30 protein-coding genes, 4 tRNA genes and 1 pseudogene are annotated in these 25,889 nt (G+C 64.0%); 10 read left to right on the top strand and 25 right to left on the bottom strand.

Features of this window, described 5'->3' with window-relative positions:
• Positions 1-2: 2 nt before the first annotated feature.
• From OIE68_RS15685 to OIE68_RS15675, 3 genes are all read right to left on the bottom strand, one after another.
• Positions 3-968 carry an alpha/beta hydrolase gene (locus OIE68_RS15685; RefSeq protein ID WP_327100093.1) on the bottom strand — a complete coding sequence of 322 codons (966 nt, stop codon included), beginning with the start codon at positions 966-968 and terminating at the stop codon, positions 3-5.
• A gap of 27 nt (positions 969-995) precedes the next feature.
• Positions 996-1,718 carry an alpha/beta hydrolase gene (locus OIE68_RS15680; protein WP_327100092.1) on the bottom strand — a complete coding sequence of 241 codons (723 nt, stop codon included), beginning with the start codon at positions 1,716-1,718 and terminating at the stop codon, positions 996-998.
• Positions 1,719-1,811: 93 nt separating this feature from the next.
• Positions 1,812-2,822 (bottom strand): GlxA family transcriptional regulator, encoded by a 1,011-nt coding sequence (locus OIE68_RS15675; RefSeq protein WP_327100091.1) that lies wholly within the window; start codon positions 2,820-2,822, stop codon positions 1,812-1,814.
• A gap of 78 nt (positions 2,823-2,900) precedes the next feature.
• On the opposite strand from OIE68_RS15675, the gene OIE68_RS15670 reads away from it, so the two are divergent.
• Both OIE68_RS15670 and OIE68_RS15665 read left to right on the top strand, forming a co-directional pair.
• Positions 2,901-3,506, top strand: a complete 606-nt coding sequence (locus tag OIE68_RS15670) for a TetR/AcrR family transcriptional regulator (RefSeq protein WP_327100090.1) — start codon at positions 2,901-2,903, stop codon at positions 3,504-3,506.
• Positions 3,507-3,708: 202 nt separating this feature from the next.
• Positions 3,709-4,383, top strand: coding sequence for a phosphodiesterase (locus OIE68_RS15665; RefSeq protein ID WP_327100089.1), 675 nt, complete (start codon positions 3,709-3,711; stop codon positions 4,381-4,383).
• A 212-nt stretch (positions 4,384-4,595) separates the two neighbouring features.
• Here OIE68_RS15665 and OIE68_RS15660 read toward each other — a convergent pair.
• From OIE68_RS15660 to OIE68_RS15650, 3 genes are all read right to left on the bottom strand, one after another.
• Positions 4,596-4,670, bottom strand: a tRNA-Val gene (locus OIE68_RS15660).
• Between the two features lies 1 nt (position 4,671).
• Positions 4,672-4,742: transfer RNA gene (locus tag OIE68_RS15655), tRNA-Cys, on the bottom strand.
• A gap of 44 nt (positions 4,743-4,786) precedes the next feature.
• Positions 4,787-4,859 (bottom strand) — tRNA-Gly (locus tag OIE68_RS15650).
• A gap of 356 nt (positions 4,860-5,215) precedes the next feature.
• Here OIE68_RS15650 and OIE68_RS15645 point away from each other — a divergent pair.
• From OIE68_RS15645 to OIE68_RS15630, 4 genes are all read left to right on the top strand, one after another.
• Positions 5,216-5,287: transfer RNA gene (locus tag OIE68_RS15645), tRNA-Val, on the top strand.
• A gap of 199 nt (positions 5,288-5,486) precedes the next feature.
• Positions 5,487-6,014 carry a hypothetical protein gene (locus tag OIE68_RS15640; RefSeq protein ID WP_327100088.1) on the top strand — a complete coding sequence of 176 codons (528 nt, stop codon included), beginning with the start codon at positions 5,487-5,489 and terminating at the stop codon, positions 6,012-6,014.
• The gene (locus OIE68_RS15635) at positions 6,011-6,178 is read left to right on the top strand and encodes a hypothetical protein (protein WP_327100087.1); all 168 of its coding nucleotides are present in this window, start codon (positions 6,011-6,013) and stop codon (positions 6,176-6,178) included. The genes OIE68_RS15640 and OIE68_RS15635 overlap by 4 nt, the downstream gene beginning before the upstream one ends.
• 143 nt (positions 6,179-6,321) lie before the next feature.
• On the top strand, positions 6,322-6,888 hold the full coding sequence (locus OIE68_RS15630; RefSeq protein ID WP_327100086.1) for an MmpS family transport accessory protein: 567 nt from the start codon (positions 6,322-6,324) through the stop codon (positions 6,886-6,888).
• Positions 6,889-6,968: 80 nt separating this feature from the next.
• Here OIE68_RS15630 and OIE68_RS15625 read toward each other — a convergent pair whose 3' ends face one another.
• From OIE68_RS15625 to OIE68_RS15610, 4 genes and pseudogenes are all read right to left on the bottom strand, one after another.
• Entirely contained in the window at positions 6,969-7,616 is a 648-nt protein-coding gene (locus OIE68_RS15625) for a DUF5753 domain-containing protein (protein ID WP_327101683.1), read from the bottom strand.
• Between the two features lie 18 nt (positions 7,617-7,634).
• Positions 7,635-7,811 (bottom strand): annotated as a pseudogene (locus OIE68_RS15620) (helix-turn-helix domain-containing protein); the annotation flags it as partial.
• Entirely contained in the window at positions 7,808-8,326 is a 519-nt protein-coding gene (locus tag OIE68_RS15615; protein ID WP_327100085.1) for a DUF6879 family protein, read from the bottom strand. The gene OIE68_RS15615 and the pseudogene OIE68_RS15620, both read right to left, overlap by 4 nt.
• Positions 8,307-8,651: a hypothetical protein gene (locus OIE68_RS15610; RefSeq protein ID WP_327100084.1), complete on the bottom strand. Its 345-nt coding sequence runs from the start codon at positions 8,649-8,651 to the stop codon at positions 8,307-8,309. Before OIE68_RS15610 ends, OIE68_RS15615 begins: the two co-directional genes overlap by 20 nt.
• Before the next feature lie 404 nt (positions 8,652-9,055).
• Here OIE68_RS15610 and OIE68_RS15605 point away from each other — a divergent pair, with 404 nt between their 5' ends.
• The 4 genes from OIE68_RS15605 to OIE68_RS15590 all read left to right on the top strand — a co-directional run bounded on the left by OIE68_RS15605 (position 9,056) and on the right by OIE68_RS15590 (position 10,627).
• On the top strand, positions 9,056-9,346 hold the full coding sequence (locus OIE68_RS15605) for a hypothetical protein (RefSeq protein WP_327100083.1): 291 nt from the start codon (positions 9,056-9,058) through the stop codon (positions 9,344-9,346).
• Entirely contained in the window at positions 9,343-9,681 is a 339-nt protein-coding gene (locus OIE68_RS15600) for a hypothetical protein (RefSeq protein WP_327100082.1), read from the top strand. The genes OIE68_RS15605 and OIE68_RS15600 overlap by 4 nt, the downstream gene beginning before the upstream one ends.
• A 257-nt stretch (positions 9,682-9,938) precedes the next feature.
• Entirely contained in the window at positions 9,939-10,283 is a 345-nt protein-coding gene (locus OIE68_RS15595; RefSeq protein ID WP_327100081.1) for a hypothetical protein, read from the top strand.
• 17 nt (positions 10,284-10,300) lie between these two features.
• Positions 10,301-10,627 carry a Clp protease N-terminal domain-containing protein gene (locus OIE68_RS15590; RefSeq protein WP_327100080.1) on the top strand — a complete coding sequence of 109 codons (327 nt, stop codon included), beginning with the start codon at positions 10,301-10,303 and terminating at the stop codon, positions 10,625-10,627.
• A gap of 70 nt (positions 10,628-10,697) precedes the next feature.
• On the opposite strand, the gene OIE68_RS15585 is transcribed toward OIE68_RS15590, so the two are convergent.
• The 15 genes from OIE68_RS15585 to OIE68_RS15515 all read right to left on the bottom strand — a co-directional run bounded on the left by OIE68_RS15585 (position 10,698) and on the right by OIE68_RS15515 (position 25,775).
• Positions 10,698-11,132 carry a hypothetical protein gene (locus OIE68_RS15585; protein WP_327100079.1) on the bottom strand — a complete coding sequence of 145 codons (435 nt, stop codon included), beginning with the start codon at positions 11,130-11,132 and terminating at the stop codon, positions 10,698-10,700.
• Positions 11,129-12,634, bottom strand: a complete 1,506-nt coding sequence (locus OIE68_RS15580; RefSeq protein WP_327100078.1) for a hypothetical protein — start codon at positions 12,632-12,634, stop codon at positions 11,129-11,131. The genes OIE68_RS15585 and OIE68_RS15580 overlap by 4 nt, the downstream gene beginning before the upstream one ends.
• Positions 12,634-12,921, bottom strand: a complete 288-nt coding sequence (locus OIE68_RS15575; RefSeq protein WP_327100077.1) for a hypothetical protein — start codon at positions 12,919-12,921, stop codon at positions 12,634-12,636. The genes OIE68_RS15580 and OIE68_RS15575 overlap by 1 nt, the downstream gene beginning before the upstream one ends.
• Entirely contained in the window at positions 12,921-13,151 is a 231-nt protein-coding gene (locus OIE68_RS15570; protein WP_327100076.1) for a hypothetical protein, read from the bottom strand. The genes OIE68_RS15575 and OIE68_RS15570 overlap by 1 nt, the downstream gene beginning before the upstream one ends.
• Positions 13,151-14,074 carry a glycoside hydrolase family 25 protein gene (locus tag OIE68_RS15565; protein WP_327100075.1) on the bottom strand — a complete coding sequence of 308 codons (924 nt, stop codon included), beginning with the start codon at positions 14,072-14,074 and terminating at the stop codon, positions 13,151-13,153. Before OIE68_RS15565 ends, OIE68_RS15570 begins: the two co-directional genes overlap by 1 nt.
• Positions 14,071-14,673: a C39 family peptidase gene (locus tag OIE68_RS15560; protein ID WP_327100074.1), complete on the bottom strand. Its 603-nt coding sequence runs from the start codon at positions 14,671-14,673 to the stop codon at positions 14,071-14,073. The genes OIE68_RS15565 and OIE68_RS15560 overlap by 4 nt, the downstream gene beginning before the upstream one ends.
• The gene (locus tag OIE68_RS15555) at positions 14,670-15,287 is read right to left on the bottom strand and encodes a hypothetical protein (RefSeq protein ID WP_327100073.1); all 618 of its coding nucleotides are present in this window, start codon (positions 15,285-15,287) and stop codon (positions 14,670-14,672) included. Before OIE68_RS15555 ends, OIE68_RS15560 begins: the two co-directional genes overlap by 4 nt.
• Positions 15,284-16,333, bottom strand: a complete 1,050-nt coding sequence (locus OIE68_RS15550; RefSeq protein ID WP_327100072.1) for a hypothetical protein — start codon at positions 16,331-16,333, stop codon at positions 15,284-15,286. The genes OIE68_RS15555 and OIE68_RS15550 overlap by 4 nt, the downstream gene beginning before the upstream one ends.
• On the bottom strand, positions 16,333-17,400 hold the full coding sequence (locus OIE68_RS15545) for a hypothetical protein (protein WP_327100071.1): 1,068 nt from the start codon (positions 17,398-17,400) through the stop codon (positions 16,333-16,335). The genes OIE68_RS15550 and OIE68_RS15545 overlap by 1 nt, the downstream gene beginning before the upstream one ends.
• Positions 17,401-17,410: 10 nt before the next feature.
• Positions 17,411-18,448 (bottom strand): hypothetical protein, encoded by a 1,038-nt coding sequence (locus OIE68_RS15540; RefSeq protein WP_327100070.1) that lies wholly within the window; start codon positions 18,446-18,448, stop codon positions 17,411-17,413.
• A 10-nt stretch (positions 18,449-18,458) separates the two neighbouring features.
• On the bottom strand, positions 18,459-20,093 hold the full coding sequence (locus OIE68_RS15535) for a phage tail protein (protein ID WP_327100069.1): 1,635 nt from the start codon (positions 20,091-20,093) through the stop codon (positions 18,459-18,461).
• Positions 20,093-20,965 carry a phage tail protein gene (locus tag OIE68_RS15530; RefSeq protein WP_327100068.1) on the bottom strand — a complete coding sequence of 291 codons (873 nt, stop codon included), beginning with the start codon at positions 20,963-20,965 and terminating at the stop codon, positions 20,093-20,095. Before OIE68_RS15530 ends, OIE68_RS15535 begins: the two co-directional genes overlap by 1 nt.
• Positions 20,962-25,110 (bottom strand): hypothetical protein, encoded by a 4,149-nt coding sequence (locus OIE68_RS15525; protein WP_327100067.1) that lies wholly within the window; start codon positions 25,108-25,110, stop codon positions 20,962-20,964. The genes OIE68_RS15530 and OIE68_RS15525 overlap by 4 nt, the downstream gene beginning before the upstream one ends.
• Positions 25,111-25,353 carry a DUF5361 domain-containing protein gene (locus OIE68_RS15520; protein WP_327100066.1) on the bottom strand — a complete coding sequence of 81 codons (243 nt, stop codon included), beginning with the start codon at positions 25,351-25,353 and terminating at the stop codon, positions 25,111-25,113.
• 149 nt (positions 25,354-25,502) lie between these two features.
• Complete coding sequence (locus OIE68_RS15515) at positions 25,503-25,775, bottom strand: hypothetical protein (protein WP_327100065.1); 273 nt, start codon at positions 25,773-25,775, stop codon at positions 25,503-25,505.
• Positions 25,776-25,889: the final 114 nt, after the last annotated feature.

The raw sequence follows: 25,889 nt of genomic DNA, 5'->3' as shown, positions 1-25,889 counted from the left end.
CATCACGCTGTGTGCAGGGCGGCCTTCAGCGTCGCAACCGCCTGTGCGACAGCGGCTTTGGCGGCATGGGTATCGTGCATCGCGTTCACCATGACGAAGTCGTGGATGATCCCCCCGTAGCGCACCTGCGTCACCGGCACGCCCGCCGCGCGCAGCTTGCCGGCGAAGGCTTCGCCCTCATCGCGCAACACATCCGCCTCGGCGGTGATGACCAGCGCGGGCGGCAGCCCGCTCAACTGCTCGGTGCCGGCTCGCAGCGGCGACACGGTGATCTGCGCACGGTCTTCGGCGCTGGTGGTGTACTGATCCCAGAACCATTGCATCCCTGCGCGAGTCAGGAAGTAACCCTCGGCGAACCGCTGGTACGAACCGGTGTCGAAGTTGGCGTCGGTCACCGGGTAGAACAGCACCTGCTGCGCGAACGAGAGGTCGCCGCGCTCCTTCGCCATGAGTGTCAGCGCGATGGCCATATTGCCGCCGACCGAATCACCCGCGACCGCGATCCGAGACGCGTCGAGACCGTGCTCGGCGCCGTCGGTCGTAACCCACTGGGCGACCCGGTAGGACTGTTCGTTGGCCACCGGGTACCGCACCTCCGGCGAGCGATCGTATTCGGGAAAAACAACGGCCGCGCGCACCCCGACGGCGAGATCGCGCACGAGCCGGTCGTGGGTGTGTGCATCGCCGAAAACCCAACCCGCGCCATGGGTGTAGACGATCACGGGCAGTACCTCGGTGACACCCTGCGGCTTGACGATGCGCGCCCGCACCGACCCGGTCGGACCGCCGTCGACCGTGACCCACTCCTCGTCGATCTCCGGCTTGAAAATCGGCGAATCCTGCACCGAATCCACGGCCTTGCGCCCCTCCTCCGGGGCGAGCTGGTAGAGGAACGGCGGCTGCGAGGTGGCGTCGACGAACTCCTGCGCTGCCTGCTCGAGCGAGATGCCCAACGGATTACCTGACATGGTAGTGCCTTTCCCTTGTGTTGTGGATCAGGACAATTCGGCGATCGCGTCGGTGATGACCGACGCGACCCGGTCCGGATGGGTCTGCATCACCAGGTGCGGTGCGTCCATCTCGACGACCGCCCGCAGCCCGGCCCGTTCATAGCCATAACGCTCGACATCCGGATTGATGGTGCGATCGGCGCTGGACACAATTCCCCAGGCGGGCCTGGTCTTCCAGGCCGCCACGGCGGCGGGCTCACCGAACGCCGTCGCCGACAGCGGTCGCTGCGACACCGCGAGCACCCGCGCCGTCACCGCGTCGACGCCGTCCGCGAAAATGGCTGGGAACGCTTCGATTTCAACGGAAACATCGGTTCCGGTCGTTTCGCCGTCGACCGGGTACGAGGTGTAGACCAGATGTGCCGCCAGCTCGGAATCCGGGAACCGGCCCTGCAATTGGCCGAGGCTCTCGCCTTCCTCCAACGCGTAGCCCGACACGTAGACGAGGCCGACGACATTCTCGGCAACACCGGCGACGGTGATCACCGCGCCGCCGTAGGAATGCCCGGCCAGTAGTACCGGGCCATCGATCTGCTCGACGACCGCCCGGATGTAGGCGGCATCGCCGGACAGGCTGCGGTTGAACACCGGCGGTGCCACGACCCGGTAGCCCTGGTCGAGCAGCCGCTGGGTGACCGGCGACCAACTCGACGCATCGGCGAAGGCGCCGTGCACGAGGACAAGTGTGGGGGTTGACGCGGGGGACATCGCGGTCCTTTCTCGATATGACGCTGTGCCGACAGCAGTTTCCGCTGCTTCCCGGCGCCAGCGCCCCCCTTCACCGGCCGGAAATACCTCCGATCAGGACACCACCGCTGCGAGTTCGGCTCCCACGAGCGAACCGGTCGTCCGGAACCGCTGCTGATACTTGCGCGGCGAAATGCCGAGCCGCGCCACGAACGCCCGCCGCAATGCCTCGCTATTGCCGTATCCGGCGGCCATCGCCGCCTCGGTCACGCTGCGTCCGGCGTGCAACATATCCCTGGCCACCCCGAACCGGATGAACGCTACATACTCCGCGGGCGAACGTTGGAGCTCCGTGCGGAACAGCCGGGTCAGATGTCGGACGCTGACGCGTGCGTGCGCGGCGAGGCTCTGCACGGTATGCGGGTACGTGGGGTCCGCGCAGATCAGATCTACGACCCCGCGCAGCAGCGGACTGCGAGGCGCGGGCCCGCTCAGTGATGCCGAGAACTGCGACTGTCCACCGGCACGCTGCATATGCACCACCAGTGACTGTGCCACCCGTCGGGCGACATCGGCACCATGATCCTCCTCGACCAGCGCCAGCGCGAGATCCACACCGGCCGCGACACCGGCCGAACTGTAGAGGTTGCCGTCGCGCACGAAAATCGCATCCGGTTCCACCAGTACGGATGGGAACCGGCGCGCCAGGTCGCCGGTGAATTTCCAATGGGTCGTCGCCCGCCTGCCGTCGAGCAGTCCGAGTTGGGCCAGGACGAACGCGCCGCTGCAGATCGACGCGGTCCGCCGGGTATGCGAGGACAGGTGCCGTGCCGCCGCCAGCACCTCGGGAGTCGCGAATTTTTCCACGGGCAACTCGCTGCCTGGAATCACCACGGTGTCGAAGCGACCCGCGTCGGCCGCCGCGCAGCTTACCTGCGTGCGCGCGCCGATCGAGGTGTGCACGTCCTTGCCGTCGGCCGAAACGAGTACCACCTCATAACCGGCCACCGACTGGTTCGCCTCGACGAATACCTCCGCGGGACCGACGAAGTCGAGCATCTTGACGCTGTCGAAAACCAGCACACCGACTCGCCTGCGGGCCGTACCACCGAATTTTGCGGACATGTCAACCAGTATTATGGAGGCATGCCTCCAGAACAAGTGAGGTGCTCGACATCACGACCTGGTTGGTACGGTGAGCGCATGGGACGGCCACGACAGTTCGATGAGTCGAACATGCTCGATGCCGCGACGGAGTTGTTCTGGTCGAAGGGTTTCGACGAAACATCGGTGGAGGATGTATCCCGCGCGACCGGCGTCGGGAACGGCAGCATCTACGCCGCTTACGGCAATAAACGCGGCCTGTTCCTCACCGCCTTCGAGCGCTACTGCGAACGCCGCGCACGCTTCGTCCGCGAGGTCGTCACGTCCGCGCCCGGCTCACCGCGCGCCGCCGTCCGCGCCCTCTTCCGAGCAGTCATCGACGACTGCGCCGCCCACCCCGACCGCCGCGGCTGCCTCATGATCAACAGCATCGCCCAACTCGGCACCCGCATCCCCGAAGTCGCCACCATCGGCACCCGCACCACCACCGCCATGGAAGAAGGCGTGGCCGACCGCCTACGAGTCGCTGCGCCGGACAACGCCGACCCCGCCACTCTCTCGGCCCTCAGCGCCCACATCATCGTGATCTCCCAGGGCCTGATCCAACTGAGCCGCTTAGGAATCCCCACTTCACGCCTACAGGAAATCGCCGACATATCCAGCACCGCCCTCCCAGCCCCCTGGGCCGACCACCTAGTCCATTGACATCGGCAGGACCTGCGTCGTTCGTACGCTCGAGGAGCCGCTGAGGTCGCGTTGCTCGTCGTCACGGTCACGCGTCGTTCGGCGGCGCGACATCGAAGTGGTTCCGGATCGGGCCATCGCCGCCTCGAGACCGCCTGCCGTTTATCCGGCTGCGCGCGGGGCAACCGGGAGACGACACGTCGTCTACCTCGGAGGACTCGCCATGGTCGATTTATCTGCCGCAGTTGTGCGAAGCGCGTTCGCAGCCGGGGCCAGGCTCCGGCATGCGCGGGTTTTCCATCCCGACGGACTGCACCTGTCGGGTCGGCTGCACGCCGAATACGAGTTCGAGAACCTGTTCGGCAGCGGTGAACGGGCCGTCATCGCCCGCCTGTCGAAGGGCACCGGGCTGCCGGGGCCCATCCCCGATGTGCTCGGGCTCGCCTTTCGCGTCCTGGATCGCGACGACAAGCCGTGGGACTTCGCTCTTGCGACCACGGGCCGTAGTACGGTCGGGCGGTTCGTGATCACCGTCGCGACGGGCTGGGCCCGCGCCAGGTACGGCGGCGTGATGCCTTACCGTTTCGGCAATGGTAGGACCACCTGGGTATTCGCCGAACCCGATGCGGCACAACCGAAATCCGCCTCCATCGAAGCACTCGAAGAATACCTGCGCGGGCACGAGGTGCATTTCGATCTGATCAGCAGCCCGATCGGCGGCCCGACCCGCAAACTCGCCGAAATCAACCTGCGGCTGGCCGAGGGTGAGCACCGCACCGACTACTTCGACCCGATGATCAATCATCCCGCCGAGGTCGAGATAGTCCCGAAAACCATCCGGCAACTGCGCGAGTTCGCGTATTCGGGTAGCCGCCAGGGACGTGGTGAGGCGCCGTGACGCGCATCAGGGCCCATGTATCACCTGGGCGGGGGACTAGAGCCGGTGTCGTCACTCCGCGGTTCCATAGTGGAACCTGAGTGCGCATTGGCCAACTGCGTCTAGACCATGTCACGCCGTCCAGGCGGCACCAACACCAGCTTCTGAAGGCCGAGCGGTGGGCACAAACAAAATCAGCCCCGGTGAGAACCGGGGCTGACCTGGTAAAACGGTGGTGCGCGATACTGGGATTGAACCAGTGACCTCTTCCGTGTCAGGGAAGCGCTCTCCCGCTGAGCTAATCGCGCGAGGTGGAGACGGGAATCGAACCCGTGTGCACGGCTTTGCAGGCCGTTGCCTCACCACTCGGCCACTCCACCATGCGAAGGGGGAAGGCTTTATTATTGCCTGGCCCTACTCCTCGAGCGGATGACGGGATTCGAACCCGCGACCCTCACCTTGGCAAGGTGATGCGCTACCAGCTGCGCTACATCCGCATTTGCGTCTCCGGGGGGCTTGCGGCCCTCCGTGGTGCGAGACAGAACATTAGCCGACGTTCGGCGCAACCTACAAATCCGCTGGTAGAAGGGCCTGAAGTTGAATTACATCGGTGTTGTTCGCGAGGTTGGGTAACGCGCACCCACGGGCAAACGTGCTCGGATCATTCGTGTGGATGGCTCCTCCGGGACCTGCTGCACCACTTCGCAATTCACGACCGCACAGCAACGCTGGCCGCAGAGGTCGAAGGCCGATCACCCGTGTCGGGGTGGCGATTTGGTGGGACGCTGGTAGTGCGTGCTAAGGTTCCATCTCGTTCGAACGGCTGCTCCGCCGCCGCTCGAACGCCAAGTTCGGTCCCATAGCTCAGCGGGAGAGCGTCCGCCTCACACGCGGAAGGTCGCTGGTTCGAAACCAGCTGGGACCACGGAAGAAATAGGCTCTGACCAGCAATCCGCTTGGTCGGAGCCTTTCTCGTGTCTAACTGGTGTGGCCAAAACTGTAGCCTATGGCCCATTTTTTGAGGCCGCTGCCGCCTTTGTGGGCACAACGTCGATCGTTCCCCACCCACCCTCCCGCCTCCTTTGGTGTGATGTTAGTCACATGCTTGGGTTGGTGGTTCTCTGATGAGCGCCAACCGCTCTCGTCACGCCCGCCAGCTCGCTTCCCAGCTGTCCGCGCGAACCCGAACCACCGTGCGTCTCGACTATCACGACAGCGTCGGCGATAGCGGTCGTGCATGGCATATCCACTGGACTGACGGACCGACTTGGCAGCAGATGCTGACGCTCACTGCCTCGCTCGCCGAAGACTTCCCGAGCATCGACGTCGCCAGAGTTCGGCCCGCCCGGTCACATACCGCACTCAGTGAAGCCGTTGCGGTCCTGGTGTGGCTGAACGAGGACATCGACCGCGCCGAGTTCTTCCCGGGGGTGTGGCCCGAGTTCGCCCGCGATCATGTCAGCTACCCGGACCACGTCGGCGAACGCTGGCGCGTTCGCGGTGAAGCTGTGCTGTCGATGACGCGTGGCGGCGTGGACCTTGCGGTGTGCCGGGCGATCGACGCACGGATCCGCGTGGAGGGATGGGCCAGTGTCCTCGAATGGTTGGACGGGATCGCGTTGGGGGAGAAGCCGTTGCGGGTGGTGCGATGACCACGTTCATGCTCCGGTTCGATGTGCCCGACGAACAGCGCCACATCTTCGACCACGAGATCGGGCTTGCATTGGATGCGATGGAGCCGATGCGGAAGTGGTTGGCCCGCAACGGTGGTCACCTTCAGCAACTCGTCGACGGCAAGCCCGTCGACATTCAGTGAAATGCGGTGCGTGTCGATCGGACACGCCGTGATCCGCGTAACAAGACATGGCTGCTCGCGGATGTGCAGCCAACAGCCCGCAACCGGGCTGCCATCACGGGGGATCACCCACCCTCGCCTACCCAACCCTCAAGGGGGACAACATGACCGGACCGAACCAGCCCTACCCTCCCCAGCAGCCGCCGCAGCCGCCCTACGGGCAGCAGCCACCGCCGTACGGGCAGTACCCGCGACCGCCTCGGAAGCGGAAGGTGTGGCCATGGGTGCTACTCGGGGTAGTGGTACTGCTTTTCGGTGGCTGCGTCGCCCTCGTCGGCACTGCCGGCCATGAGGTGAGCAAAGCTGTCGACGCCGCGAACTCATCCATCCAGTCGGCCGCCGCCGATATTCCTGCCACCTCGATACCGCCGTTGAGCGCGAAGCCGCCGACCGGCAAGGGCAAGACGGTGGTGTACGAGATCGTCTCCGACTCGGACGGACTCAACAGCGTCACCTACTTCGACGAGAACTCCGACTTGCAGCAGGAGACAAGCGCGACCGCGCCGTGGTCGAAGATCGTCACCAACAACTCGACCTTCGCAGTCATCGGGTTGGGTGCCCAAACGAAGGGGACCAGTGTGACGTGCCGGATCATCGTGGACGGCAAGGTGAAAGACGAGAAAACCGCTACCGGCAAGTACGCGGTCGTCAACTGCACTGGCACGATCTGAGCGCGTAGCCTCCAGCTGAGAGCCCGATCCGGTCCCCTTCCGGATCGGGCTCTCGCATGCCCGGCGGATGAGCGTCGGCGTCAGCCGGACTTGGCTCGCCGTTCGAGGGCCGCTGATATCAAGGCGCGAGCAGCGTTGCCGTTCACGGACTGCTTCGCCAAGACGTCGAATGCGCGCCCGTATGTGGCGACCTCCCGTGGCTGGGTAATCGTGAGTTCGGCTGTCACGTTTTCGACCATCACTGTGCGATCGTCGAACATGATGAAGTTCGATATTGGTACTTGGTAGCGGGTTTCGGCGGGCACGATCCCGAACAGCACCCGCGGCATGCCCAGCACGGCGAGCAGGCGATCCAGTTGTCCAGTCATGATCCGGTCGTCGCCGACAGTCGTCCGTAGCGCCTGTTCTCCGATCACGAAGTGAAACCGATGCTTGCGCTGGTACAGGATTTGTTGGCGTTCCATCCGCTTCGATACGCCATCTTCGAGGTCATTGGGTATGCCCTGGAACTCGATCACATTGCGCATGATCTCTTCCGCGTATTCGGCAGTCTGTAGCAAGCCTGGGATCAGAACCGGCTCATACCAACGCATCAGCTGCGTCTCGGCTTCCAACTTGATCGAAGCCTGCTGCCGCCGTTTCGTGCCGGTTCCAAGCACTCGGCGCCACTCCAAGTAGGACGCCTCTATGTTGCGGACGGTCGCGATGAGATCCGGCACCTGGTCCACGGAGTTTGTGTGCTCGCACCAAGTGCGAATGTCGGCGTCGGTCGGTTTGGTTTTCCCGTACTCGATCTTTGACACCTTGGTTTGGTGCCAGCCTGCGAGGTTGGCGAGTTCCGTGCCGGTCCGCCCCGAGTTGAGGCGAAGCTCTCGGAGTCGGCCTCCGAGAGCTTCGCGCAGTTGGTGAAGCGAATCACTCACTGGCGGGAGTACTCCGCGAGAGGGGTAGCGAGCGCCCAGACACGCTCTTTTACGCCTCGGCAGTAGTCGACCAGCCGAGGATCGGTCGTGACTGCGGCACCGACCCAACGGCCCGACGGCTCGAAGATCGTGTACGCCAGCACCGTGTCATCGAACAACCACCAGTCATCGACGGTCAGCTCGGCCGAGGCGATCAAGTGCCGCGGCAGGTAGCGAACGTCCTCGCCGGCTTCAGCGTTGAACCGCGCCACTGCCTTCGCGAAGCGCGTGTAGTCGGTGTGAGGTTCGGTCACCACGCGGGCACGGTTCACGGCCACACCGCGACTGGTCACGTCCCGCACGTGGTCGAGCCACGGTTGGAACCATGCATAGTCGTCGGGTTCGTCCTGAAGGAACTTCCGGAACGGCTCGGACTCCTCTGGAGTCTCGTAGGTGTCCTGAACTTCCAGGTGGAACGCCTCCCGCTGGCAGGAGTGGAATAGGCGGTTGAACGCCTCATCCTGCACGAGTTGCACCGTAGAATATCCTCTCTGCCTTCGGAACCTCGATGCACGTTTCGTCGTCGTAGATGTCCAGTCCCCTGAGTACGTCCGGGTCGGTGACCGGGCTCCCTTCGAGAGTGAAGGTGCCGCGGCCGGTGTCGGTCATCGGCACCCCGACGAACGTGTCCGGGAGCGCGAAACCGAGCAACAGGTGTGGGATCTCGACGGTTCCGGCTGAATCGGTTTTCCATCCTTGTACGACGTAGGTGTCTTGGTCGGTGGCGTAGAGGCTGGGGCATCCGCCTCCAGTGGTTCCGCCCTTGCCGAGAAACTGTAACCGCATGGCCTGGTTCTCCAATCGCTGTATGCGTACCTATGCTCACGCAGATTCCATGTTCCTCTCCAAATGCTTGTTGTGCAGAGGAACAATCGACTTCGAGCATTTTCGAGCATGAGCCTGGACGAGCATGCCTCCGGATTCTTACCGTCATTGTCGGGCACCCGGCGCCGGGGTGATGCCTAAGAGCCCTCGGCGCCGGGCGGCCTGCCAAACCGAACGAACACCGAGGCGGGTACAGCCAATGCCGTTCATGCCTAATTCAAAACTGCCGCAACGCGATCCTCTGGTCGGCCCGCCCGGTCCCTATAGCGGTGCACCGGCCGATGTGGTCGAGCTGTTCGCGGGTGCGGTACGCCAGTGGGCAGATCCGCCCGTGCTCGCACAGTCGTCCCGGCGCTGTGAACCACATGAGGGGGTGCGCCATGGCCCTCACTGAGACACAGGCCAAGGTGTTAGCCGCACTCGCGATTCAGGAACCCGCGCGCACGCTGACCGTGCGCGAACTGTGCGGCCACGCTGGACGCGCCGAGGCAGCTACGCGCGCTGCGCTGCAAGGGCTCGCCGATTCCGGTCTCGCCCATGGTTCTCGAACAGTCCCGGTCGGGTGGCGGATCACCGCTCGCGGTCGGTCGCTGATCAATGCACAGCCATACCGAGAATTCCTGCCGCGCAACGGCGCAGTCACCGTGAGCACGAACGGGGCAGGCCAGTGAGGGCAACACCTACCGCGATCGGTTACCTGCGCAAGGACATCTCGGGTGTCTCCCAAGACTGGGATGAGATTCAAATACGCAGCCGCGCAAAACGTCTCGGCTACGACCTTGCCAAGACCGTGACATTCGGTGCCGAGACCGTCGACCCAGAGGGACGGTTGGTGAACGTGGTCCAGGCGCTTGATGTCGACGCGGTGATCGCGCCGAGCCTCGAACACTTCGGCGGCCAAGTACCGAAACGACTTGTGCAGCAGTGCGAGCTGAACACAGTCTGCCCCGCAGAGACCTACGCGCCACACGCTCCGTTTCGGTTTGTCGACGTGGACGGTGCATAACCCCCGCTGAAAGCAACGACGCTCGAAGGGAGGTGACCAACAAGATGGTGGCACGAGTGGAGGACCCAGGACCAGATGGCAACAGCCACGACAACTGGAATCAAGACCCTCGCGAAGACCGAGGTGACGACGTGATTCGGCCGTGGGGGCGATAACTGCCGCCGAGTCACAAGTAGTAGCTGTGAACACCAAAAGCGGCCCGACCCTCGTGCGTGAGGGTCGGGCCGTCTTCTTGGAATCCCTGATGGAGGAAACAAGTGAAGATCATCAGAGCCGCCCTCGCGGCGTGCGCGATCACCGCATCGATGTTCGGTGCGATCACCCCGCCAGCCGACGCGGCACCGACTCCGGTCAACGGGCCGTGTCTGTTCGGGCACGTCGACCCTAACAACGACAACAGCGCGTGCAAAGGTAGCGACTCCGCGAACTGGCCAGAATCAGAGGCGAATCCGGACGGGAGTCCGAAGCTGTCTTGTTCCCGGCTCAACAAGGGAGCTGGCGTCAAGACATGGGCGGGCAAGGGCTGGCGGAAATGGAAGTGCATGCAGATAACCGAGATGGGGCAGACGTACTTTAAGTGGTATGAAGTCCTCGGCACCTGAACAGGAGATGGGGTTTCATGAACGATATTCCCCGCACACCGGAAGTCGATCAGATCATCGCCGCCGCCGAAGAACTTGGCCAGCGTGACGGCTATGTGGGCGTCGAGCACCTGTTCCTCGCCATCGTCGGTGACCTCGATACGGTGCCCGCGGCAGAGCTGCAACGTATGGGGATCGACCTGGACCAGATCACCGCGCAGTTGAGGGCAACGATGGATAGCGAGAGCTTCCGGGAGGTCCGCAATCGAGCTCGCTTCCTCGACGGCCGGACGGTCGAACATTTCCCTGATGGCCGCGTCGTGACCGAGTATCCGGATGGCAGGATCGTCGAACACCACGAATAGGGATCTGAAACGAGTGACGCGCCCCGACTGGTAAAGGTCGGGGCGCGTCGACGTTTCGGCGTGTCTGATGTCAGGTGATGCGCACGTAGGTGCCGGTGCCTGCGGTGACTGTGGGCTGCGGTGAGTAAAGAGTCGCGAGTATCTGCACCTTCACCAGGTCGCCTGCGGTGATGTTCTGGGTTGTAGTGCACGTCGCGGTACCTGAGTTTGCTGCCACCGCCGTGCCGGTCGCGACCACCGTCCCGTTGACCAGGATGCGCACCTGGGTACCCCCGCCGCTAAACGCGTAGCCGCCGCCAGAGAATGGGATGTTAGCGGTCAACGTCGCGCCAGTCTTCGAGCCCTGTGCAACAAGCGCGTTGCTCGACACCGACGAACCCGGATAGTTGCTGGTGTCCGCCGTCCACGAGGTGATATCCGCGAAGCTGCTGGTCGTGGTCTGGGTGCCGTTCTTGGTCATCCCGGAAGGCAGGAAAACCGGGCCGCCCGCCACCACGAACATCATGTGGTGACCGCCTTGATACTCACCTGCAGCCCGGTGCCTGCCGGGCTATCCGCCGTGGTGATCTGGACGGTGATCCGATCCCCTGCCGCGACAGACCACGGGCCGCCCGAAGTGACGACAGTGTCAGCGGCATGGTTGGCTGCCGAGATCGTTGATGCGGCAGGCATTCCCGTGTTGCTGCCGTTCTTGCGGAGTTCGACGACGAGGTTGCCGGTGCCCGCTGTCTCCCCGCGAAACGTGACCGCTGAGATGCTGATGGCGCGTTCGATGCGCACACCTTCGGGGATGACGTTGCCTGCTCCGCTGGCGCGGGCTCCGGAATGCGACTTGATCGTGAAGTCGTACACCTGACCGGCTGCGGTAGGGGTGCGGGCGTCGGATAGGCGAGAGTCGTTGCCGACGCAGGCGGTAGAACTGGATGTGCCGAACGCTGCAGCGTTGAATGCTGGGGACGCTGCGGTGCCGGCGAGGATTCCCGCCAGTTGCACAACACCTTTGGCGCTGGTCGTGGCATCCGAAACGGCCAAGGTCCGGTCCGCAGACAGATCCCCACCGCCGGTCAACGGGGCGGTCGTGCTGATCGTGCGCGACGTCGGCGCCTTCGATGCCAGACCGGGCACGGTCGGGCTCGCGGCGGTACCGCCCAGATCACCGGTCAGTTGCAGGATGCCCTTCACGCTGCTCGTGGCGTCCGGCGCTGCGGGGCCGGTCGCGCCGGTGTCGCCACGCGGGATTGTGAGATCCACTGTCCAGGCGGGCGGTCCGCCGTGGACGCTGGCCGAGGCGGATGAACCTGCCGCGCCGGTGGTGACAGTGCCGATGTCGAGGTCGAAGCTGTTGACCGCGTTCAGTGCTGAGGTCGCGGAACTCGCGGCAGCGGACTGGCTTGCCGCGGCTGCCGCAGCAGCATCAGTAGCTGCTTCGATCGCGGGCACTGTGACAGGTGGAAGCTCTTCCCCGTTATCGAGGATGAAGATCAGGTCGTCACCTTCAAGGGTGACATTGTCGAGGGACAGGCCACGCACGATCGCGTTGCCTTCGCTCGCCGGCACCGGAGACACCAGGGTTAGATCAACCAGACCCACCGCACCCTCGTCAGGATTCTCCTCATCGGGTCCGGGCGTGTACTCCGGTACGACGAACGAGAACGGGGAGATCGGGACGGGATCACCCTCATACGAGAGGTCGAAACTCACCCGCCACGTCCACTCGTTGGGGTTGGTGTCGGCATTGGGTGCGACGAGGCGGACACCACGCCCACCACGCCACGTCAGATACCCGAACTCATCCAAGCTGACCTTGTAATACTTAGGCAACTGAACGTAGGTCGCAGGGTCCGGCACTGCCTCGGCAACCAGAATCTTTGGGGCCTCGGCGGTGAAGGTGACCGAACCAGTGAGCGGCGGAAACTCTGGGCTGTCGTTGATGTCGGGACCATCAGCGACATTGGCGAGGAACCGGCCGACCACGCGCCCGTACTTCAATGGAGCCAGATCAGCCATTAAATCTCCTCCTCCAACTCGGTAGGAATTACCACAGGATTCGGCGGCGGGTCCTGCCCTGCGCGACGCATCGCCGCACAAAGGTCATCTATGTAGTGCTGCATCCCGCGAATGACGCGTACGGCTTTGCGGAACTTGCCGCGCTCGGTGGCCATCTGGGTTTCCAGACTCGCCACCCTGGCCTGCAACTGCTTGACTTGCCGTGCCTGCCAAGCGGTCACAGCGCCGATCACCGTCGCGATGGCGATGCCGATGGCCTGGATCAGCTCGGCGTTGAACCACTCCATCAGCGGCGCTCGCTGTCATCACGGACCGGGGTGACCAGTGCACGTGTCGCAGCGACTGCGCCACCGCCGAGCAGTACGGTCACAACCGCTGCGATCAGCTGGCCGAGATCGTTATCGACCACACCGCGGGTGACCAGGTAGCCGACGATCAGCAGCAAGGCCGGGCCGACACGGGCGGCCAGCGGTTCCCCGGCGAGCCAGATGCGGATCGAGTCGACGAGCCCGCGCATCACTGGGCCGCCTTCGCGGCCAGCGCGGCAAGGATCTGCTCGTTCTGGCGGATCACGTGAGCGACGCCATCGACGAGCGTGCGGCGCGGGACAGAGCTGTCGGGGCCGTCGCCGAGCTGTTCCCAACCTTCGAAACCGGGGCCGCCCGCGATCTGGGTGAGGATCACCGCGACCGCTTCGACCAGGTAGCGGTCACGCTTGGGATCGGTCTCGACGGCGCGGCCGAGGATCTTCCAACCCTGGCGGTCGGGGCCTAACAATTGGGTGGCGACGTCTTGGGCGTCGGACATGATGTTCTCCTTGTTTGCGCTGAACAGCGCGTCGAGTTCGGATTCGGTTCCGCGGAATGCCCATGCATCGATCTCGCGCCCGCCGGCGCGGGCACGCTGGGTGAACTGGAGGATCTCGACGGCGTTGCCGCCGTAGCTGTTCCATCCGTTGTGTCCGTCGCCCGGGTAGAGGACGGAGGCATAGCCGGGTTGATCGCTGCCGTAGCTGGATGCCATCAGCGGAGGTAGCCCGCTCAGATCCGGAGATCCGATGTGGCCGTCCCAGTACCAGCGCGGCAGGTAGATCAGCGCCACTGTGTAGCCGCGGCGCGCGAATTCATCGCGCACCGCCCGCAGTACATCGGCGCCGCCGGAGTTGAGTTCGTGGTCGAGCATCACCGGCACGCCGCGGTCCGGTTCGACCCGCTCGTAGTTGTCGACCTGTGCGCCTGCCTGGCCTACCTTGACGTAGTGATAAGCCATGAACCGCAGGCGATTCCGCTGCGCGTCGGCCTTCTGTTCGAGGTAGGCCGGACTCGTGTAGTCCGCGCCCTCTGTGGCCTTAGCGATGACCGCTTCGAAACCATCGCCCGCAACCTGATCGAGGTTGATCCCTCGCTGCCAGCCTGAGATGTCGATGCCGTAGATGGTCATGCTCGCGGCCCCATCAGCTGTGTAGCGATCTCGTCCCACACCGCGGTGTCCAGCGAGCCCAGCGGCGCGCACGAATACCCCTTCGGCGGAATGAGACTCGCGAGCTGCGCGAAACCGATCCAATACCCGAACGGCCGGAACCCGGAGTCGGCCACCCACACCGCGCGCTCATCGGAGTCGTAACCCATGAGCGCGATGTAGTGGTACACGTCGCCACCGGAGTAGGCGGGACTCGCCGATCCCTTCACACCGATCGGGTAATTCGATTCCGGCGCAACGATGTTCGCGACGATCCCGTATCCGGCATCGATCGATGCAACGATGTCGTCCCATAACTGCTCGATCTGCGCCGGCGTCGGCGGATCCTGCGGCATCTGCCGGGTGACATACACGTTGCCGAGGAACGAGCACAGGACCGGAGTGATCAGGCCGATGTGGTTGGTGCCGCTGCCGGTGGTGCCGAGCGCATTGGCCATGTCCTGTTCGGTGACGGTGATGCCGCGCCCGGACAACACCACCTGAGTCGATGCCGGTCCACACCAGTACGGCGTCTCTTGCGGGACGATGCTGCGGTCGTAGGACAAGACGTGTTCGGTCATGCGTTCTTGGCCTCCTCGATCTTGCGGCGCAGCACATTGACGAGTCCCGCGTACGCTTCGGATTTCGTGGACGCCTGGAACGCGAGGTCACGCGGATGGCGTGCGGCCCACGTGCCGTCCTCCAATTGGCTGACTTCGATCTCGCTGATGTCGTAGAACCCCTCCGGATCCGGGTCCGGCCAGTTGCCGTCCTCGTCCGGGTGAATGTGCAGTCCCCGGTCATAAACACCGGGTGGCCCGCCGGGAGTGGGGCGCCATCGCACGGTTTCGAGTTCAGGGTGATGCCGCCATCCGCGGTCGATGAGGTATTGGGCGATGCGTGGAGCCTGCTGGGTTTGCACGGTCGTCGGCTCAGCCAGCTTGCGTCCAGCCGGATTCAGCCAATCGGGGAGGTGGATCACCGCCAAGTCTTCGGCCAGCGCCCGCACCTGCGGATCGACTTCTGGTACGTCCCCGAGATTGGGGAGGCGACCATTCAGAGCCATCTGCATGAACTCGCGCCACTTCTCGGTGACTGCAACACCTTCAACACCGCTGGCCTGGTACAGCTGCTCATCGAGTTCGCGGCCCGCGCGGGTGATGATCTGCTCGACGATTTCGGGGCCGTCGCTCACGGCTGCTCCTTGAGTGCTTGAGCCATCACGAGCAGCTGGGCGCCCTGGTTGATGACGGTGTAGGTGCCGACCCCAGCGACGCGGGTGAGCACGACGTAGAGAGTTGCGGTCTGGTTCTGGGCGACGGTGGCGTGTGTGGAGTCCGGTGTGATCGCCTGTTCCCACCGTGGGCAGAGCAGGATGTTGCTGTTGTTGGTGGCGCCCAAAGGCATTCCGAACCCGACGACAGGGCCGGTGGCCGAACCCAGCCGGATCTCGGCGATGATGCGGGTGTCATCGATTGCGCTGACGATTTGGACTTTGACGTTGATCTGCCCGGAGATGATGATCGGGCGCCACGCGACCGGCTGAGCGGGGATCGTCATCGTCGCGACCGTCCTCGATTCGGCACTGACGTTGGATGCGGCAGCGAACTGGGAACCCGCAATCGCCCATGGCCCACCGAGTTTCGGATTCGGTGCGGCCCTCCACACAGCATCGCTTGAATCCCATGTCAGGACGGACCCGTCACGGGCGTCGGTGAGATCTGCGACATCTTCGGCATCAGCTATCGCGCCTGCTGTCCCCGCATCACCGGTAACACCGGTTGCGCCTCGCGGAAATGTGATCTGCAACTGCTGGTTCGGTGCGGTCCCGGTCAACGCCGCTGCCGCAGAAGACCCGACAGCACCGGCCACACCCACACCGGACAAGACATTCGCCGGGCCTTGCCTACCCGGTGCGTCGAACGCGTCGGTGAAACGTACCCAGTCCACGCCCGTCCATAGATAGATAGCGTTCTCATCCACTACCCGCCACGCCTTGCGGGCGTCAGCAGTAGTGAGGGAAAACCCTTCCAGGACAGCGAAATTCGCGGCATCACCCTGCCAGATCCATGGCCATGCGGGCTCTCCCTGCACACCGGGTTCGCCTTCGTCGCCTTCGCGTATCTCGATCACGGCTTCACGGTCGGTGAGGTCGAGCGGATTCACGGTGTAGGGCAGTCCTACCGGGTCGCTGACACCCCGCATGGTGATGGTGACATCGGCGTCATAGACAGTGCTCATCACGGCGCTCCTGTCACTGGCACCGCCCACACGGCAACGTGCGCGTATTGCCTTGAGTAGCTGTAGTTTCCAGAGCCCAGGTTGCGGCGCAGCACCAGATAGATCGCGCCCGCGACCCCGGCGGCGATGGTGCCTGTTGAGCTGGCTGGGGTCAGCGCCGAGGTTTGGTATTGGGGTAGCAGCTGGTTGTATGCCCACACCGCGTCGGGAACCCCGGAGCCGACCGCGACGACTTGCCCGGCAGCGGACCCGATGCACGCTTCAAGGTCGAGACGGATGCCGGAGGCGCTACGGACCTGGGCGCCTCCGAGGACCATCGGGCGCCACGCGACATCCTGGGCGGGGATGTTGACGATGGCGATGGTGTTCGGGTTGGTGGACACGTTGGTGACGCTGGCGGCGAACGCGGAACCGCCATCCCATGCGGTGGTTTCGGTGATCGTCCATGGACCGCGCCAGCCGGGCGCGGGGGTGGGCTGCCACTTGCCCGCCGAGGCCGACCACATCGGCATCGCACCATCGACGGGGGTGGCGGACTCCTGATAGTCGGTGGCTTCCCGGATCGGGCCAGGTCCGCCGGTAGCGCCTTTCACGCCTTGTACACCGCGGGGGATGGTGAGGTTCATCGTTTGCGTGGGCGGGGTACCGGTCACGGAGATGACGAGGTCGGATCCGGCGGTGCCTGTGGTGACCGTGCCGATGCTCAATGTATTCGCGGACCCATCGGGTCCGGCTGCACCGAACCCGTCCGGGAACGCATCGAACGACGACCCGTTCCAAAACATCACCGTGTTGGTGGATTCGACGCGCCACGCCTTGCCCGCCTGGGCAGGACCCAGATCGGGAGCGAGCGCGGTCAGAGCAGCAGGATCGGCGATGTCGCCTTCCCAACGGAACGGTGGTGCGGCGGAGCCTTGCTCCCCGGTTGGGCCGGTGGCGCCAACAGGTAGCTCCAATGCCCCGTCCGCGGGAACACCCGCGAAGGACTGCACGACCCCGCTGGTGCCGATGCCTTCGTTGATTCCTCGCATCAGTGTGGACGCGAAATACTCTGCGATAGTAGACATGTCACTTCCCCTAGATCGGTTGCGCCCACACGGTCAGTGAAGCGCGCGAACGTTGGAAACCGATCTCGCCGGTCGTGGTTTGCCCGATGCGTTCGACGTTCACGACGAGGTTGGTTGCGGTGTAGGCAGGCACGCTCGCCAACGTCGAGGTCGGTGAGATCGGTTTGGTGGTGGAGTCACCGATAGCGGGTGAGAACGCGGTCAGCAGATAGCCGCCGTCGTAGCGCACACCCGCACCGGCACCGACCATCGCCCCGGTCTCGGATCCGAGCCTGACCCGAATCTCGGCGTCGGCGTTCTGCCCGTCCTGGCAGTAGATCGACAACCGCCCCCACACCATCGGCCGATACGCGAACGGCAACGCGGGCAGCGCGAACGTTCCGGCGGTGAGGCGTTCGACCGCGGTCTGTGTGTCGGCCGAGAAGTCGGTATCCCACCAACTCCAGCTGCCGAAGCCGTTCGGAGCGGGCTGCACCTTCCACTTACGGGCACCAGCAGCCCAAGCGAATATCCCGCGCTGCGCCGGTCCGATCGTGGAATCGAAATCCGTTGCGGTGGAAATGGATCCCGAATCCCCGGCGGGACCTTGGGCGCCCTGCAGTCCGGCGGGCACGGTGACCGCCAGCCCGAGCGCAGGCCCCGGGCCGGTGAACCGGACAGCGGGAACGGTGAGGGCAGGATCGTGGGTGGTGGTCGGGGTGATCGTGGTCGCGGCAGCAGCTGGGCCTTGTGCACCAACCGCACCGGGCGAATGCACCCAGGTTGTTCCGGTCCAGAAATCCATGCCGTCGGTGTCGAGGCGATGCCACCACTTGCCACGATCATCTGCCGTCAGGCCGCCGGGGCGGGCGGCCGAGTTAGCAATAGCGCCCATCTTGCGGAACGTCGTGCGCGGTCCACCAGTCGGACCGGTCGGCCCTGCGGGCCCGGCGGGCAAAGGCAGCGCGGCAGCCTCGCTGGCGGGGGTGACGGTGGCAGTCAGGATCGGCAGGCCATCCAGGTCGATATCCTCGTCGACCGAAATGTGGGCAGAGAACGAAACATCCAAGAGACCTCTCCTAAAAAATGATCAAGTCGAGGTCGGCGCCGACATCGGTGAACAAAGTGCGGACGGCTTGGGCCATCTGGCCGAGGCGGTCCCATGCCTTGACGACCGAGTCCTCTTCGTCGGAGCCGTCTCCTACGGTGACGTCCCAGCGGGCTGCGGTTTTCCGGTCGTCGGTGAACGTCAACTCGGTGACGTAGTCGCAGAATGCTTGCTCGCCAACGGCGAATCCGATCTGGTCCCCGAGATCGAAATCGCGCCCGATCTGGTAGGGGGCGCCGTCACCGACACTGACTTTCTTCGATGTGTAGCCGCGGGTCTGGTGCAGACCGCGGCGCCCGGTCATGACGCCATCGAGGGTGAAGGCTTTCGAACTGTTGGTGACGACGTGCTCGCGGAACGCGAACGGCCCTGCGCGCTGGGTACGTCCGGCGTCCTCATAGGAGAACCACGCCAGGAACACATCGTCGAGCTGCCCCTGATACAGGCTGTCCAGACCGGGCAGGCCGATCAGCAGACCGATCCACGCCAGCAGATTTTTCATGGCGATTTCGATGGCGGCGTTCACCCATCCGGGGGACTTGCCGCCGACGATCACCGAGGTGGCCAGGGGTTTGTGTAGCGCTATCTCGGACGAGCCGATTCCGGTGTACTCACCCTCCAGGTACCAAACCCAGGGAAAGGACCGGACCGTGCCGAGCGGGCCGTTGCTGGAATACACGGCCTCGTATTCGGATTGGGCGTTGAACGCCGGGTAGCGGACCGGGGTGGTGTCATCGGTCCACTCCTCGATCATCCGAACGAACCCGTCGAGCAGGGTCCCGGTCGGGCCGGTCACCGCCGACTTGTCGACCGCCTTGAGGACCACGGTCGGGCGGTCCAGGTAATACCATTCCGGGGCTGGTTGCTCGTCCTCGTCGGGCAGGTAGAAGAAGGCATCCAGCATGACGCCGGTGTCTTCGAGCATCGGCAAGATCAGCTGATCGGCCATGTCGAACCGGGCCGATGCTGCACGCCACGGGGAGGTATCGCGCAGAACATCAACCGGCACAACAGCAATCGGCCACAAAGCGTTGCCGACCTGCGCCCAATCCGGGGCATCCAGCCACCTATCAGGGATGGTCCAGAACGCGGCTTGCAGGCGGATCAGGTTAACGGCGAGATAGAGAAGGGAGATAGTGCAGGCAGGCCCGAACAAGATCATGTGGCGCGGAAATTGTGCCAAAATCGGAGCGAACGGTGAGGCCCAGCAGGCGGTTGTGGCGATGTGCTGCCAGCAGTGGATCGCTTCTATATCTACTGTCTCGGTGCCGTTTTCATCCCTGACAACCGACGCTTTGGTGATGTAGCCGTCCCACCGGTACGCCTTGGTGTTCACCGTGATCGGGATCGTCGCGTCCTCGCCGTCGACGTTCTGGAAGACGTGCGCGTAATGCACCATGTCCACGCGAGGAATCGACATCTTCAACCCACCCGCGCCGTTCTTGGTGCGGGTGAACTGCAGCGAGGAATAGGCGCCTTCCTCGCCGACCTCTTGCAAGAACTTGTCCCAATACCGAACCAGCACAGTCTGATCGGCTAGATATGCCTGGTCGGCGCGCTCCAGCAGGTCCAGCCGCTGCGCCGCGGCTTTGTGATCCCACGCCATCAGAACGGCCTCGACGATCGCGAGGTGACATCAATACGTACGGTCGATTCCAGGGTCGCGCCCTCGGTGACGCGCACGATGATCTCTGTGGATGACCAGGCCGGAAGCGGCTGGAACCAGTGGCGTCCGGCCAACTTCCCCCACACGTTGTCCCCGTCAGGGTTGGCGTCGGAGTACACGCGGGCGGTGCGATGCCGGGGATGGGTGTCGATGCGTAGCTCTTCGCCGCCCGCGAGTAGCGGGGTTTCCACGATCCGCAAGGTGTCGCCGAAGTTCGGATCCTGGATCGCGTACCTGCCGGGTCCGTTCATGGTGTACCGCGCCCAGGCGGGTTGATCGGCGGCGTTGCGCCCTCGCACGATTCCCTCACCGAGGCCATCGGCGTTGACCCAAACCTCGGTCTCGATCAGGTGCCGTGCCAGCGGATCCATTGCCGCCGCGGACATCTGGTATTCGATCGCCCGGTTGCGGGTCGGGTCGATGTCACCGAGTGGTTCCGGTGCGTTATCGAGCTGCACCAACTGGTACCGCCAGCCTTGATGCCGCGTGAAATATCCGACCTTGCAAGGGATGTCGGTCGACCAACCGCGATGCCATGCATCGTGGACGGCGTGGAATCCGCGAACGGAATCAGCGCGGAGCAGGACAACGAAGTCCCATTCCTTTTTCGAACGCACCGACCGCAGGAACGTGGCGCCGTCTTGGCGTGCGCCTTCGGACACCAGCAGTTGAACTGGTGCGAACATGTACCCGGACTGCCGGGTGAGGCGGACCCCTTCCTTGCCCGCGCCGACACCGTGCAGATGCCAGACGCGGCCGTGGATATCCCAGACCACGATCTTGGTGGTCTCGATTTGTAGGAGTGGATTCATCGACCGAACCCCCCTGACCGTTGTGTCGCCAACGTGCGTCGTCGATAGACCCGGTCGACCGCGGCAGCGGCCCCCATCGGGTCGGTGCCCGAGATGTTCCAGTTGTTGTTGACCGTGCCGCCGCCACCGGTTGCGCCGATACCCGCGACCGCCAACCCGCTGTTCAGGAGTTCTTTCCAGTTGTTTTGGAAGAACCCGGTGACGTCCTCAATGCCGGACTGCGCCAGGCTCGCGGCCTGGGTACCGAGATTGCTCATCGCCTGCTCAGGGGTAGCCGCCATGTACCAGGGCGCCGGACCGTTGAACAGTTCCGCCGCACCGGGGATAGGCAGGTTCGCAAGCGGGTGTGTGCCTTGCTCGGCACCAGAAGAAGTTGCCAACGGAGTTGGGGTAGGCCCGAACTCGGTGGAAGACAATTCTCCCGGGGTGGTAGCAGGAGTGATCGAATTGCTAGTGCCGGACGATCCCACACCCAGCGAGGTAGGCCAGTTAGTGACGAACACATTGCTCGCCGCCGCCGACCCGCCGGAACCACCGCTGTTTGATCCGCCGCTGCCACCGGACGTACCGGACCCGCCAGCACCACCTGTGCTGCCCCCGAGCTTGCCGGGGCGACCGGTCGAGCCAGCCCCCGCGCCGGTCGCGGGTCCGCCGATGTCCCCGCCGCGTAGCAGTGACGCGGGGATGTGTGCATGCTGGTCGAACATGCTGTCCCCAGCACCGACCTTGCCGCCGATGACAACGCCTTCAGAGCCGTTGCTCTCGACGTTCGTGCCGTCACCCAGCGTCAGTGCGGTATGCCCATTGGCACCGCCGCCGCGGTCGAACCAGGAGATCGAGATATCGCCGGGCCCACCCAGGCCGGGCAGTGCGCCCTTGTCCGCCAACCATTTGCCTTCGTTGACGGTGGACATGCGGCCGGAGAACGGCGGCAGCCCGAGGGCGTCGTTGACGGTGGCGGATACGATTCCGCTGCAATCGATTTGGGACCGGTTGAAACCACCCATGAGATAGGTGGCCGAGTCCATCGACACGGCGAAGTCCTTGCCGGGCACGGGTCCGCCGTCCCGGAAACCCGGAACCATCCCGTGCAAGAAGTCCGCACTCGGCACCCAACCGCTGTTGATCGCCTGCAGCAACGGCAGTGTCTTCGCGGTAGCGGCTGCGTTCACGACGAACTCACCGGTCGATGCCGCGATCAACATCGAATCGCTTGTGCCGGTGCCCTTTCCGCTCAGCAAACCGCCGGTGGCCATGTGTGCATCTGCCCACTTGACTAGCGAATCGCCGAGGGAACCTGCGCCCTTACCGCCTACGCCGGGCACCCAGTCAGGGATCTTGACCTGTTGGAGCAGTTCACCGATCTTCTTGACCGCGACCGCGATTCCATGCACGACGCCGTCCCATGCCGCCCCGATGGTCGCGCCGACATCAGTGAAGAATTCACCGATCTTGTCGACCGCACCGCCGATGACGTCGCGTGCAGTAGTCACAGCGTCGGCAGCGAACTGCAGTTGACTACCGAAACTGTCCGCCATCTGCTTCAGCGCTGGAAGAACCAGCGGCTCAATCACATTCGACACGAGCCAGGTGAAAGCGTCGATGAGCTTGAGCAGTTGCGGCAGAATCGCGATGAACAGATCCAGCAGCGGCGGAAGCAAGCTCACGCCGATGTCGATGAGCTGCGGCAGCAAAGGCGCAATCGCGGTGATCAGGTCGCCGAAGCTCTTCGCGATGCTAGGCAGATACGGCGCCAGCTGATTCAATGCCGATACCAGCGCATCAGCGATCTTCTTTGCGACGTCTGCCAGGATCGGTTGCAGTTGTTCGAACACGGGCAGCATCAAGTCTGCCCACTGCTTGATCACCGGTCCGAGCGCGTTGAAGATGGTGGTCAGCGCCGGTGCCAAAGCCTGGACGAGTCCGGCGATGACCTGAGCCAGTACCGGCAGGATCGGAGCCACCGCAGTCACCAGGCTGGCGAACGCGTCACCGAGAGGACCGATCGCGGGGGCCAACGCCGTAATCGCCTGTGCAAGTGCAGTTCCCACGACCTGCGCGATCTGGCTCATCGGCCCGATCAGCGGAGTCAACGCCGTCATGACACTGCGCAGAAGATCGCCGATCACCGGCAACACAGGCTGGAGCCCGGTCAGCAACGCGTCGATGAACTTCGTCAGATCCGGCATCAGCGCGGTCAGCGTCGTTGCGAACGTCGCACCGATCTGACCGAGCGACGGGGCCAGCGCCCCGATAGATTCGCCAAGCGCCTTGAAAAGCGGGCCGAGGGTGGGACCGACGATATTGCCGATCTGAATCAGGCCATCAATCAACGGATTCAGGCCCTCGCCCAAGCCCTGCAAGGTGTCGCCGAACGTCGAAATCAGCTGTGTCAGTGAGCCATTGGCGAATGCATCCGTAAACGACTGACCGATCTGACCGAGCATCCCAGCGAACTGAGCGCCAACCTGGTTCGCGACCGGCTCGAACGCCTGCCCCAGAGACAGGAACCCGGTGGTTGCCTGCTGCAGGCCAGGACCGAGGCCGTCGATAAACGACTTCGTGCCCGCGAAAATGCTTTGAATCCCGGCGAGATTCTGCGGCGCGGCCCAGAACGCGGCGAACTGCTTGGTCAGCCCGTTCACGGACCCAGCCACATCGACCATGCCAGTCTTCAGCGTGGGCAACGCTGCGGTAGCAAGCTCGGTAATCCCTTGCGCCGCACCATCGAACAGGTTGTCCTGGACAGCGCCACGCAAGTCTTTCCACGCCGGGGCAAGATCACGCGTCGCCAACACGAACGCCTGCGCGTTCGGGCTGAGTTTCGCCAGCGCTTCGGCAGCTTTGTCCTGCGAAGACGACGACGAGTTCGCCGCATCGGCAACCGCCTGCTGCGCCTTCGCGACCTGTTCATTGGCCTTGGTTACTGCGGTCTGCGCGTCAGCGACCTTCTGATCTGCCTGTGCGACACGGTCTTTCGCAGCAACGACCTTGTCGCTGCCCTCGATGCCCTTGGCCTGCGCGTCAGCCGCAGCCTCTTGCGTGTCTTTGTTCTTCTCGACAGCCTCTTGGTATCGAAGCTCGGCACGCTGCAAACGCAGTGTCGCCTTCTCGCGGTCCTGTGGCCTGGCTTTGGCCAGCTCGTCGCGAGCTTCTTTGACCGCTAGCGCCGCCTCTTTCTCACTGAGGGCGGCATCCTTCAGCTTGAACTGGTAGTCCTCCAGTTCGTCGGCTGCGTCCTTATACGCCTGCGCGAGATTGGACTGTGCATCGTGCGCATCCTTCTGTGCGTCAGCGAGATTGCGCTGTGCCGTCTCCACGCCTTCAAGCGCGGTCTGCACCTGTTCCTGCGCTGCAGCAACAGCTTTCGCTTGCGCCGCACCATCCGAACCAGCGGAATCCTCGGCAGCTGACAGCGCCTTGAACGCGTCACCCACACCCTGCAAACCAACGGCGACGGTCGCTCCAGCAGCGGCAGCAGCCGGACCGAGAGCGGCGATACCGACACCAAGGGCACTAATAGCCCCCAATGCGGCACCAGCGGCACCACCGATCGCCGCGATACCAGCGCCGGCGGCCGACAATCCGAGCGCACCCTTGGTGAGACCACCAAGAGATGACAACGACTTGAGCCGGTCCAAGCCGTTGGAGTCGACATCGACGTCGACATCGACTGTCCGACCGCGCGTCAGGTCTTCCATGCGCGCCCGGAACGCTGCCTCGTTGGACAAGTCCATTCGGACCGGGATGGTGAAGTCCGCGTCGCGCAACCTGCGTCGCAAGTCGGTGATGAACCGATTCATCTCCGCTGCCGACACGTCGAGGCCCAGCTTGATGCGGCCCTCGGGCATGTTGTTGAGCCGGTTCCGCAATGCCTGCTCGTCGATGACCGGGGTCAAATAGACGAGGATGCGACGGTCCTTGAGCCGCCTGTTGAGTTCAGCGACGAACGTATTGCGTTCGGCGGCAGTGCTTCTCAGCTCGACATTGGCGGTCGCCTTGACGCTGATCGGATTCGCACGTGCGTGCGCCTGCGACTGTTTGAGCTGGTCCTTGATGGCCCGCCCGAGCTTGTCAGTCTCGCCGATGATGGAGAGATATGCGGCGCCGACTTCGACAGCTTGTCCGGGTCCGGGATCGGTCATTTACTTCGCCTCCCATCCAAGCCAGCGCTTCATTTCGTCGATCGACATGGACGTGGGCTCGCCGAAGATCTCGTCTACTGGTGGTGTGATGCCTGGCCGCGGAATAGGTTTCGGCCGGCCGGTGCCTTTGCGTGCGCCCTCGGTCTTCGCCCAGAACAGGAGATTGAGGGTGTCGACGCTCGCGGCGAGCAACTGTTCGTTGAGACCCCACATCCAGCCCTCCGGATGAAGGGCTCGAAACAATGCGGAATCGGATGTGTTGAGAGTGGATACGACTGCGGCGAAGTCGTCCCAGGTCAGCGCATCAGTGCCGAGCTGGCGCAGTCGCAGACCACGGGTAATGAGGTTGGCCTTGATCGCCTGGGGGTGCTCCTCGATGAGAGCATCCAGGCTCAGGATTCCCCCAACGTCACCCCGGAGTGGTCACGCCAACGACGCAACAGGTCCTCGAACTCGGCGGGGTCCATCTCGTCGATGGCGGCCAGGCCCTCTTCGGAGAGCGAGAGTTCGAGCAGGGTGTAGGCGGCGTCGGTTTCGCCGAGGCGCCGGATCTTGCGGATCAGACCGGGCTTCAAATAGGTGAGTGACGGAAGCCGTACCTCGACGCCGTTGATCTCCTCGACGAAGTCGTCCTTGACGGGTGTGGTTGCCTTCTTCGCAGCCATGTGCGCAGACCTCTTTCAAAGTTGTTGAAGCGCAGGGTTTTTTCGGGCACGCTGAGCGAGCCCGGCAGCGGCCAGGGGCCTGCGCATAGGGGGAAACCGGCCGCTGCCGGAGAA

Source organism: Nocardia vinacea (assembly GCF_035920345.1).
GTDB classification, from domain to species: Bacteria; Actinomycetota; Actinomycetes; order Mycobacteriales; family Mycobacteriaceae; genus Nocardia; species Nocardia vinacea_A.
This window is presented reverse-complemented; position numbering and strand designations above follow the sequence as displayed.